This window comes from Pseudomonas sp. P1_F1_2 (assembly GCF_056405815.1).
Map to the genome: position 1 here is coordinate 1 of NZ_JBFUBK010000157.1, position 10,402 is coordinate 10,402.

At 59.3% G+C, this 10,402-nt stretch carries 8 protein-coding genes, 1 rRNA gene and 1 pseudogene; 6 read left to right on the plus strand and 4 right to left on the minus strand.

What is annotated here, in order from left to right:
• Positions 1–8: 8 nt before the first annotated feature.
• The 4 genes from rrf to AC1D2P_RS29105 all read left to right on the plus strand — a co-directional run bounded on the left by rrf (position 9) and on the right by AC1D2P_RS29105 (position 3,837).
• Positions 9–124: ribosomal RNA gene (gene rrf, locus AC1D2P_RS29090) — 5S ribosomal RNA — on the plus strand.
• A 147-nt stretch (positions 125–271) separates the two neighbouring features.
• Positions 272–931 carry a paraquat-inducible protein A gene (locus AC1D2P_RS29095; RefSeq protein ID WP_046030087.1) on the plus strand — a complete coding sequence of 220 codons (660 nt, stop codon included), beginning with the start codon at positions 272–274 and terminating at the stop codon, positions 929–931.
• A complete protein-coding gene (locus AC1D2P_RS29100) occupies positions 918–1,541 on the plus strand; it encodes a paraquat-inducible protein A (RefSeq protein ID WP_046030089.1) in 624 nt (207 codons plus the stop codon). Before AC1D2P_RS29095 ends, AC1D2P_RS29100 begins: the two co-directional genes overlap by 14 nt.
• A complete protein-coding gene (locus AC1D2P_RS29105) occupies positions 1,534–3,837 on the plus strand; it encodes a PqiB family protein (RefSeq protein ID WP_046030091.1) in 2,304 nt (767 codons plus the stop codon). The genes AC1D2P_RS29100 and AC1D2P_RS29105 overlap by 8 nt, the downstream gene beginning before the upstream one ends.
• Before the next feature lie 71 nt (positions 3,838–3,908).
• Here AC1D2P_RS29105 and mksF read toward each other — a convergent pair whose 3' ends face one another.
• The 3 genes from mksF to mksB are packed head-to-tail and all read right to left on the minus strand — an operon-like array spanning position 3,909 to position 8,711.
• Positions 3,909–6,749 (minus strand): Mks condensin complex protein MksF, encoded by a 2,841-nt coding sequence (gene mksF, locus AC1D2P_RS29110; protein ID WP_477758390.1) that lies wholly within the window; start codon positions 6,747–6,749, stop codon positions 3,909–3,911.
• Entirely contained in the window at positions 6,746–7,447 is a 702-nt protein-coding gene (gene mksE / locus AC1D2P_RS29115) for an Mks condensin complex protein MksE (RefSeq protein WP_046030094.1), read from the minus strand. Before mksE ends, mksF begins: the two co-directional genes overlap by 4 nt.
• Positions 7,437–8,711 (minus strand): Mks condensin complex protein MksB, encoded by a 1,275-nt coding sequence (gene mksB / locus AC1D2P_RS29120; RefSeq protein WP_046030232.1) that lies wholly within the window; start codon positions 8,709–8,711, stop codon positions 7,437–7,439. The genes mksE and mksB overlap by 11 nt, the downstream gene beginning before the upstream one ends.
• A 207-nt stretch (positions 8,712–8,918) precedes the next feature.
• Between mksB and AC1D2P_RS29125 the strand changes: the two genes are divergently transcribed.
• Complete coding sequence (locus AC1D2P_RS29125) at positions 8,919–9,659, plus strand: hypothetical protein (protein ID WP_046030104.1); 741 nt, start codon at positions 8,919–8,921, stop codon at positions 9,657–9,659.
• Positions 9,652–10,104 (plus strand): ribosomal protein S18-alanine N-acetyltransferase, encoded by a 453-nt coding sequence (rimI, locus tag AC1D2P_RS29130; RefSeq protein WP_109787800.1) that lies wholly within the window; start codon positions 9,652–9,654, stop codon positions 10,102–10,104. The genes AC1D2P_RS29125 and rimI overlap by 8 nt, the downstream gene beginning before the upstream one ends.
• Before the next feature lie 43 nt (positions 10,105–10,147).
• Here the strand turns inward: rimI and AC1D2P_RS29135 are convergent.
• A pseudogene (locus AC1D2P_RS29135) lies at positions 10,148–10,402 on the minus strand (serine kinase/phosphatase); the annotation flags it as partial.

Genomic DNA, 10,402 nt, shown 5'->3' on the forward strand with positions numbered 1-10,402 from the left:
CCGAATTTCTTGACGACCATAGAGCATTGGAACCACCTGATCCCATCCCGAACTCAGCAGTGAAACGATGCATCGCCGATGGTAGTGTGGGGTTTCCCCATGTGAGAGTAGGTCATCGTCAAGATTAAATTCCGAAACCCCAATTGCGAAAGCAGTTGGGGTTTTGTTTTGCCTTCGAAAAAGTACTCACCTGCTTAACGCACAAAATGGCGCAGTTATTTTCGACTCATGCCTCTAGAATAGGACCAACTTTTTCGGAATCAGAGTCTTTATGTCAGATCCGGTTGACGCCACCAGGCTGTCAGAATTACCGCTGAACGATTTGGTCGCGTGTCATGAGTGCGATTTGCTGATGCGCAAACCCGAACTCGCTCACGATGAGAAAGCGCTGTGCCCGCGTTGTGGTTATGAACTCTACGCACATAGGCATAACGTCGTGCAGCGCAGCCTCGCCTTGGTCATCGCCGCTTTATTGTTGTATGTGCCGGCGAACTTTTTACCCATCATGGAGCTCAATCTACTCGGGCAATCGACGCAGGACACTGTCTGGAGCGGCGTTGTCGGCTTGTTTGATACGGGTATGCAAAGCGTTTCTGTGATTGTGTTCCTGTGCAGCATGGGCATTCCGTTGCTCAAACTGCTCTGTCAATTAATCGTGCTGTTGAGCATTCGCTTTGATATCGGACGCAGCTACGGCTTGCTGCTCTATCGCATTTATCACCATTTACGGGACTGGGGAATGCTCGAGGTTTACCTCATGGGCGTACTGGTCGCGATCGTAAAGCTGGCAGATATGGCGGCCATTACCGTAGGTCTTGGCCTGGTGTGCTTTATCAGTTTGTTGTTGATTCAGGTCTGGTTGGAGGTGGTGATGTCGCCTCATCAGGTCTGGCAGGCGTTATCAGGAGAGGATGCCCATGCGGGCGATTGATGCAGGCATTCTGATTTGTGCGGAATGCCATGAGTTGAACAAGCAGGAAGCTGACACCGACGAGCAAGTTTGCACCCGTTGTGGTGCGCTGGTTCATGCCCGTCGCCCGAACAGCCTGGTGCGCACCTGGGCGCTGCTGATTACCGCGGCGATTCTTTACATTCCGGCCAACCTGCTGCCGATCATGACCATCAATTCACTCGGTAAGGGCGCCCCGAGCACCATCATGTCCGGCGTGATTGATCTGGTTCATTACGGCATGTTTCCCATCGCGGCAGTGGTGTTCATTGCCAGTATTCTAGTGCCGACGTTCAAATTGGTGGGCATCGGCTTGCTGCTGTTTTCGATACAGCGCCGCCAGCCACTCTCGGCTCGCCAACGAATCTGGATGTACCGCTTTATCGAGTTCATCGGCCGCTGGTCGATGCTGGATATCTTTGTGATCGCCATCCTGGTGGCGGTCGTTAATTTCGGACGGCTTGCCAGTATCGAAGCCAATCTTGGCGCCATCGCCTTCGCCAGCGTGGTGATTTTGACGATGCTTGCCGCAGTATCTTTCGATCCCCGACTGATTTGGGATAACACGGAGTCGGACGACGACCATGACTGATTTGCCTACAGCAAAAACCCGACCGGCCTCGAACTGGTCGGCTATCTGGATTCTGCCCCTCATTGCGTTGATCATCGGTGGCTGGCTCGGGTGGCGTGCCTACAACGAGACCGGAATCGAAATTCAGGTGCGGTTCGAAAGCGGTGAAGGCATCCAGGCCAACAAGACTGAAGTGGTCTACAAAGGGATGTCGGTCGGCAAGGTCAAAGCCCTCAAGCTCGATGACGAAGGCGCTTCCAAGGGGGTGATCGCAACCGTCGAGATGAATAAGGATGTCGAGCAATACCTCAGGACCAGCACGCGCTTCTGGCTGGTCAAACCGAGCGTGACCCTGGCCGGGATCACCGGTCTGGAAACGCTGGTCTCTGGTAACTATGTAGCGATCAGCCCGGGAGAAGGCGAGCCTGTTCGCAAATTCAAGGCGCTGGCTGAAGAGCCTCCCTTGTCAGACGCGAAGCCGGGTTTGCACCTGACCATCAAGGCTGATCGACTTGGTTCGCTCAACCGTGGCAGCCCGGTGTTCTACAAGCAGATCAAGGTCGGCCAGATCAAAAGCTACGTGCTCTCGCAGGATCAGAGCACGGTCGAGCTCAAAGTTTTCATCGAACCCACCTACGCCAATCTGGTGCGCAAACACACGCGCTTCTGGAACGCCAGTGGCGTTAGCATCGACGCGAACCTGTCCGGTGTGAAGATTCGCAGTGAGTCGCTTGCCAGCATTGTCGCCGGTGGTATCGCGTTCGCCACGCCGGAGAACCGTAAGGACAGCCCGCCCACCGATCCGAGCCTGCCGTTCCGTCTTTATGAAGACTTTGACGCCGCTGCCGCCGGTATTCGGGTCAAGGTCAAACTCACCGACTTCGAAGGATTGCAGGCTGGCCGTACGCCGGTGATGTACAAAGGCATCCAGGTCGGCAACCTGAAAGCGCTGAAGATCGATCCGGACCTGTCCGGCGCCACCGCCGAATTGACCCTTGATCCGTTGGCTGAAGATTATCTGGTGACCGGCACTCAGTTCTGGGTGGTCAAGCCATCGATTTCCCTGGCGGGTATCACCGGTCTGGAAGCGCTGGTCAAAGGTAACTACATTGCCGTGCGCCCTGGCGACAAAGGCTCTGCGCCGCAACGTGAATACGTGGCGCGGCCCAAGGCACCGCCGCTGGATTTGCGTTCGCCGGGCCTGCACCTGGTGTTGTTTACCGAGAGCCTGGGCTCACTGGAGGTCGGCAGTCCGATTCTCTACAAGCAGGTCAAGGTCGGTTCCGTTCAGAGTTATCAATTCTCCAAAACCAAGAAGCAATTGGTGATTGGCGTTCACATCGAGAAGGAATACGAAGGGCTGGTCAACGCCTCGACGCGATTCTGGAATGCCAGCGGCATCACACTCTCGGGCGGATTGACGGGCGGAATCCAGGTTAAAAGTGAGTCGCTGCAAAGCCTGATGGCCGGCGGCATTGCCTTCGAAACCCCGCAAGCCAAGGCGCCGCTGCAAAAGAAAATTCCGCGTTTTCGTTTGTTCGCCAACCATGAAGAAGCCAATCAGAAAGGCACACTGGTCACCATCAAGGTCGAGCGCGCCGACGGTTTGCGTGACGGTACGCCTGTGCGATTCAAAGGGCTGGATGTCGGCAAGATTGAAGACGTTGACCTCAGCGATGACCTGCAATCGGTGTTGCTCACCGCGCGGATCACCGAAGTGCCGGAACGCATCGCTCGGGTAGGCACCCAGTTCTGGGTGGTTAAACCTGAGTTAGGGCTGATCAAGACCTCCAATCTCGAAACCCTGGTGACTGGTCAATACATCGAAGTACAGCCCGCACCGAAGAACCTCGGCCCGCAGAAGAATTTCGTCGCATTGGCCAACCCGCCGGAAGCCGCCAAGTCAGAGACTGGCTTGAGTCTGGTCTTGAGCGCCGCTCGGCGTGGTTCGCTGAAAACCGGCGTGCCGGTAACGTACCGCGAAATCACCGTGGGCAAAGTGACGGGCTACGAACTTGGGCAGACCGCAGACCGCGTGTTGGTGCACATCCAGATTGAGCCGAAATACGCGCCGCTGGTGCGCAGTGGTACGCGATTCTGGAACAGCAGCGGATTTGGTTTCGACTTCGGTTTGTTCAAAGGCGCGACGGTGCGTACTGAATCCCTGGAAACGATGATCCAGGGCGGCATCGCCTTTGCCACGCCAGACGGCGACCGGATGGGCAGCGCGGTGCGGCCTGGTCAGACGTTCCCGCTGTTCGACAAGTTCGAAGACGAATGGCTGACCTGGGCACCGAAAATCTCCCTCGGCAAATAAGCTCAGGCAACAGGCATAAAAAAGGTCGCGATCCATTGGATCGCGGCCTTTTCCGTATCTAACGGATTAACTCAGACCGCATCCAGCTCCGGCTCATCCGCTTGCACAACGACGCTGGCCTTCACTTCATCATGACGACGGATGTACTTCCAGTCCGCCTCGTCGATGTAGATCCCGTTCGGCCCGCTGCCACCTTCCAGGTCAATCGCGACACTGGCGCACACTTGTGGCTTCACGCTTGCCAGGATTGGCACGAAGCCCAATTGCAGGCTGGTTTCCAGCAAGGCTGCCTGGTTCTTCTCGTCGATGTCCGCCGCCTCGTCGAGGTAGTACGGCAGACGCACGCGACCGGCCTGGTCGCGGTCCATCAAGTGCAGCAACAAATACATGTTGGTCAGCGCCTTGATGGTCATCGTGGTGCCGTTGGAGGCGGCGCCGTCGATGTCGGTGTGAATTACCGGCTGGCCGTTGACCTTGGTGATCTCGAACGCGAGTTCGAACAAGTCCTTGAGACCGAGCTGGTTGTGGTTGGCCGCCACCAGCCGTGCCAGGTATTCCTTGGCCTCTTCGTTCTTGTTGTCCTGTTCGGCGCTTTGGCTCAGGTCGAAGACGGAGAGGGTTTCGCCTTCTTCGTACTGGCCGGCGCTGTGGATAATCTGGTCGATGTGCTTGAGCGCTTCCTTGTTCGGCGCGAGCACGATGCGGAAGCTTTGCAGGTTGGACACCTGACGCTTGTTGATCTCGCGGTTGAACAACGCCAGTTGGTGCTCGAGGCTGTCGTAGTCGCTACGGATGTTGCGCAGGGTCCGGGCGATGTCGGTGACCGCCGCACGGCGCGCCTTGCCCAGCGTCAGGGCTTCGTCGGTGCGATGCGCGTAGGCGTTGATCAGCAATTGCAGACGACGCTCCATGTCGTCTTCGCTGTCGAACTTGGCCACGCCCTTGAGGCGGACTTGTGCGTACAACGCTTCGATCTGACCGTCGCTGCGCAGCAAACCCTGCCAGCTGTCCTGATAGTCATTGAGCAGCGGCAGCAGGTTGTCTATGGAGTCGTCGATCGGGTCCATGAACGGGGTGCCGAACGGCAAGTCTGCCGGCAGCAACTGACGGCGACGCAGGGCGTCGTCGAGGGTGCGTTGCTTGGCTTCCATGTCGCCGATCTGACGGCCGACCAGTTGCAGCTTGGCCGACAGTTGCTGGACACGCTCGGTGAAGGCGTCGCTGGAGCGTTTCAATTCATCCTGCGCGGCTTCCATCTGCGCCAATTGCTCAAGCTTGTCGCCTTCTTCGGCGCTCAAGGTTTGCGCGCGACGGAAGTCTTCCAGGGCTTTCTGCGCATCCAGCACTTGCTGGTACAGCGCTTCCGTCTGGGTCTTGCTCGCGGCGCGGTCGGCGGCGACGGCTTGTTGGGTCTTGAGTTGCTTGAGTTCTTTGTCCAGACGCTCTTTCTGATCGCGCAACGCTGCACGGTCAGCCAGGGCTTGCAGCGCCGGCGGCTCGATGTTCGAGATGTCGATGGACAGGCCCGGCACTTCGAAGCGCTCGCCTTTGAAGCCGTCGAGGATCAGCTCCATGGATTTGACCCACTGACCGTCCTCGTCCAGCGTAATCCCATGCTCGCCCAGCGGCAGGCTGAACAGCGCGCTGTTGAACAGGCGCATCAGGCGCTCGACATCCTGTTGCGAGAACTCTTCGCGCAGTCGGGCGTAGCTGTTGTTGTCGGCGTGATCGAGTTGCTGCTTGACCGACTTCAGGCGTTTTTCCAGATCGCGCAGACGCTCTTCGAGGTCTTCGGCGCTGAACTGACGGGACTGCGCCAGCGCACCGGCCAGTTCATCGTGAGCGTCCTTGGCCGCCAGCAGTTGCTGTTCCAGCACTTTGACGTCATCGACCAGGGCGAAGCGATGCTTGAGCACCGACAACTCGCCGAGCCAGCGCTGGATCCCGGTGATTTCCCGCTCCAGACGCATCAGCTCTTGCGTGCCGCCACGCTGATCGTTTTGCAGCGCGTCTTGTTCATTGCGGTAATGCTCGGCCTGAATCGTCAGCTCTTCCTTGCGTGCACTGGCGTAGTCCGACCAAGTGCCGAGCAGGGAATCGAGCAGCGGTGAGATACGGTGCAGCTTGCCACGCAGAATATTGCGCTGGGCAACGCCCGCGGCCAGGGCTTCAACCAGCGGGCCGGCGGTGACCAGCGAGTTGTAATCCTGCTCCATGCGCCGTACATCGCGGAACGCCTCTTCACACGCGGCGATGTAATCGACGCTGCCGGAACGCAGGCTGTGCTCGAACGCATCGAGGAACAGCTGCTTGAGTTTCGCCGCCGTAATTTCGCGCATGTGCAGCAAGTTGATGAACAGCGCACGGAAGGTTTTCAGGCTCTGTTCACTGGTGGAGCGCAGCGGGATCAAGGTCAGGTCGAGTGGAATCGACGTGTGACCGCCGACCAGCAAACGACGCAGCTCATCCGGCTTCAACTCGTAGGCTTTGAGGCCTTCGCGTTCAAGGTTGGTGAACAATTCTTTCTGGCGCAGGCAGGTGTCGTTCTTCTGGTAATGGGCCAGATCGAGTTTGCCAGCGTAGGCAAAGAATTGGTGACCGAAACCACCGCCCGGGCCGCGGCCGACCACGCCGATCACGTGCGGGCCGTGGGGCAGGGAGACTTCAACGAGAATGTAACTGGTGTCCGAGGCGAAGTAGAAACGCCGGGATTGCTCCAGGCTGTACTTGCCGAAACTCATGTCCGACATGCGCGCCAGAATCGGGAACTGCAAGGCGTTGATCGAGGCGGATTTACCGAGGTTGTTCGCGCCGTAAACCGACAGCGGTTCCTCCAGCGGAAACAGGCCGAGGCTGTATCCGGCGGTGTTCAAAAGGGCAAAGCGGCGAATGCCGTAGCGTTCCTTGCTCATGCGTCGAGCTCCTGTTCTTCGGCAATGGCGCGGGCCATGGCGTCTTCTTCGCTTTCACCCTCGAATTCGCTGAGGTCCAACGGGTCATCGGTTTCCAACAGTTTTTCGTCACTGTCGTCATCGATCAGCACCGGCACCGGCAGTGGCAACACGCTGTGCAGGCTGGCCGCCAGGTCACGGTCCTGCTGCACCGACAGGCAGACATCAAGGAAGCGGTGCATCGGCGGCAGGAAACGGTAGATGCCGTTTTCTTCACTGGCGAAACCGAGTTGAGTCATGCGGCGCATGATTTTTTCTTCGAGTTCTTCCTGAGTCTGCACCTCGGCCTGGATGAACAGGTCGCGGTACTTCTCCAGCAGCGACGGCAGTTCATCGCGACCGAGGCTACCGCCGTCGAGCACGGCGACCGGGTCACGGCCCTGATCGGCCAGATGCTCGACGAGGATGAAGGTGAACAGCGCCAGACGTTGCGCGGTCTTGTTCACCGCCGCGGCGGCCAGGTCCGGCACGAAGTAGTAGAAACCACGCGTGTCGCATACCAGTTCAAAGCCCAATGCCTTGAACAGCGTGCGGTACTGGTCCTGGAAATTCGACAGTTGCGCGTACAGCTCCGGGTCGCGGCGGCTGACGTGGTAGCCCTTGAACAGCTCGCGAAAGATCGGCGCCAGCTGAGACAGTTCGGATAGATCAAGATGCATAGGGAGTGCTCGCAGAATCCTCGGCGGTGTCGCTGGCCGAGAGCAGGGCGAAGGAGCGCAGGCTGACCTGGTGCTCATGAGTGTGGTATTCGCGGCGTTCCAGACGCTCGCGTTTGAAGCGTTTTTCCCGCGACAGGCGCGAGAACCAATAAAGCAATTCGTCGGTCGCGCCGTCCGGTTCCTGCTCCAGCAGCCAAGTCATCAAGTCGGGCATCGGCAGGGCGTCTTCGCAGCGTTCGAGCATTTCGCGAACGGTACGTGGCGCGCGCGGGGCTTCGCCTTTCTGGGTCTTGTGGGCCTTGGGGAAACGCGCCGGTTTTGGTTCGAACCGGGCCAGCGCATACACGTAGGCTTCAACCTGACTGGCGCTGCCAAGGAAGGTGCTTTGCGGACGGGTGAACATCGGCATCGCCGCTTGCGGCACGGCGTCGATGCCTTTGCGACGGATCATCGACAGCGCCAGCGCGGCGCCACGGGTCACGGCGTTGTGGCGGCGGGCTTCTTCACGCAGCGGCAGCAGCAACTCGCGGGCATGGCGCAGGGTCAATTGGGCGCTGGTCTGCATTTCGAGGATGCGTGCGTGGGTACGCAGCAGCATGTCGTCATCGACCAGGTGGCCAAGGCGCTGCTGCTCGCTGAGCATCTTGAGCAGGACGGTTTCGACCTTGCGCACACCTTGTTCGAAGGCGCCGTCGGCGTTCACCAGGTCGATCATCGGCTCGACGTATTCGTCCCAGGTCGCCAGGACTTCGGCGTAGCGCTGACGCAACGGAATCTGCCGGTCGCTGGTCTTGGCCCTTTCGGCCACGGCCACCAGCGCCTGTTCGTCGTTGTCGAGCTTCTTCAATACGTCGCGTACGCGCATATCGAGCAAGCGCAACTGGCGCGCCAGATCGTTGCCGTCACGAATGTCGAAAGCGTCCTGAATGTAACCGGCCAGGCGTTCGAGGTGACGCAAGTAGGCTTCGATTTCCAGGCACAGGCCCAGACGGTGCTCACGGCGCAGGTAAGCGAGGAAGTCGTGGATCTGCGCATTGAGCTCGAAGCGGTTCGGGCTTTTCGCCACCGGAACCAGAATATCGAGGCGGATCCACACGTCCAGCAGGCTGGTGATGTCCTGTGGCGTACTGTCGAGTTGCTGGGCGGCCAACTGTGAACGCAATTCGTTGAGGCTCAGAGTGCCTTGGTCGAAGTGCTCGCACAGTGGCTCCAGAAGTGCCCAGTGTTCAGCGAGGGCGCGCAAGACGCGCTTGGGTTCGATCATCGGAATGGCCGGCTGGTTGGCGATTAAAAGCCGCGATTGTACTGCATCGCGGGCGTGTCGATTCACTCTCGGGACAGACTGTCGGGTTTCTATCGATCAAGCGCGGGCGATCTTGAGCGAACGGCGGTAGAATCAGCGCACTTTTAGTTATCCACAAGTGGCCGACCTTTGCTTATCGAGTCTCGTCGTCGCGCTTATTTGACCGCCATGCAGGTGGTCAACTGGCTACCGCGCACCGAATTGCCCTTTGCCGCGCCCTCGCGCCCCGAACTGCTCGAGATGCCTGAGCCGTTGGTCGTCGCCCCGGTAGTGCTGGCTCCAGTGCCTGAAACGCCTGTGGAGCCGCTGGTCAAACCGGCCGAACGGGTGAAAATCGAGGTGCCGCGTCCATCGTTGGCCAGTACGCGCACCAACGCCAAGGTCGAAGAAGAGGCTGCTCCGGTCGTCGCCAAGGCGGTGCAAGTGCCGCCACCGCGCTTCGCCCTGCAATTGCTGCGCGCCGGTCGTTGCCTGCTGCTGGTGGAGTTACCCACAGGCGAAACGTTCCAGACCCGCGATCCCGCTTATCTGCTACTCAAGGACATGCTGCGCGCTGCCGGTTTGCCGGACAGCCCGCAGATCGTCGGCGAGCCGGTACGCTGGCCGCTGCTGGCTCGCGGCACCATGGATCAGGGCCCGGAAGCGGCTCGCGACTTCGTGCAAGGCTTTCTTTCGGCGCGCATCGAAGACGCGCCGTGTGTCTGCGTATGGCTGATCGGCCTGCCGGCGGTGCGTTTTGCCGGTGAGGCGAACGCCGAATCGTTCAACCGTGAACTCCAGGTCGAAGGCCTGGGCTCGGTCTGGGCCCTGCCGGGTCTGGAATTATTAATGGAAGAGCCRCAGCGTAAGGCTGATGTCTGGCAAGCCATGCGTCGGCTGATGGCGCGCTGGAAAGAATCAAATGAGTGACGCTGTATCGTTCCGCCCGATGACCGAGGCGGACCTGGACGCTGTACTGAAAGTCGAATACGCGGCGTATAGCCATCCCTGGACACGCGGGATATTCCTCGATGGCCTGGGCAAGTACCAGATCTGGCTGATGTTCGAAGGGCAGCAGCAGGTGGGTCATGGCGTGGTGCAGATCATTCTTGATGAGGCGCACCTGCTCAACATCACCGTCAAGCCGGAAAACCAAGGCCGCGGCCTGGGTTTGACGCTGCTTGAACACCTGATGTCGATTGCCTACAAGGCCGAGGCGCGGGAGTGCTTCCTGGAAGTTCGCGACAGCAATCGGTCGGCGTTTCGCCTGTATGAACGGTACGGGTTCAACGAGATCGGCCGGCGCCGGGATTACTACCCGGCGGTGGGTGGGCGCGAAGATGCGGTGGTCATGGCCTGTACGCTGGTCGACTGAGTCACAGCTATTGCGGCGAGGGAGCAAGCCCCCTCACCGCAGATCAGCGTTTACCGTCCATCGGATCGCGCTGCGCCATCTGCTCCTCGTCCAACCCGTTCCCACCGCCGATGTCATCTTCATCGACAATACTCAAATCCCAATCCGCCTGATCACCGTCGCCCGCCTCATGCGCGTCCCGCGCACCATCCTCATGGATCAGTGTTTCGGGACTCATGTCGTCATCGGTAGGCTCGTGGTCATCGATCGAGGCACCGGTTATGCCGACTGTACGCACACGCTCGGCGGACATCAGCCG

Coding starts and splice junctions, on each gene's coding strand:
- rimI (WP_109787800.1), top strand. CDS start 9,652: ATGAGTGACGCTGTATCGTTCCGCCCGATGACCGAGGCGGACCTGGAC.
- mksB (WP_046030232.1), bottom strand. CDS start 8,711: ATGATCGAACCCAAGCGCGTCTTGCGCGCCCTCGCTGAACACTGGGCA.
- AC1D2P_RS29100 (WP_046030089.1), top strand. CDS start 918: ATGCGGGCGATTGATGCAGGCATTCTGATTTGTGCGGAATGCCATGAG.
- AC1D2P_RS29095 (WP_046030087.1), top strand. CDS start 272: ATGTCAGATCCGGTTGACGCCACCAGGCTGTCAGAATTACCGCTGAAC.
- mksE (WP_046030094.1), bottom strand. CDS start 7,447: ATGCATCTTGATCTATCCGAACTGTCTCAGCTGGCGCCGATCTTTCGC.
- AC1D2P_RS29105 (WP_046030091.1), top strand. CDS start 1,534: ATGACTGATTTGCCTACAGCAAAAACCCGACCGGCCTCGAACTGGTCG.
- mksF (WP_477758390.1), bottom strand. CDS start 6,749: ATGAGCAAGGAACGCTACGGCATTCGCCGCTTTGCCCTTTTGAACACC.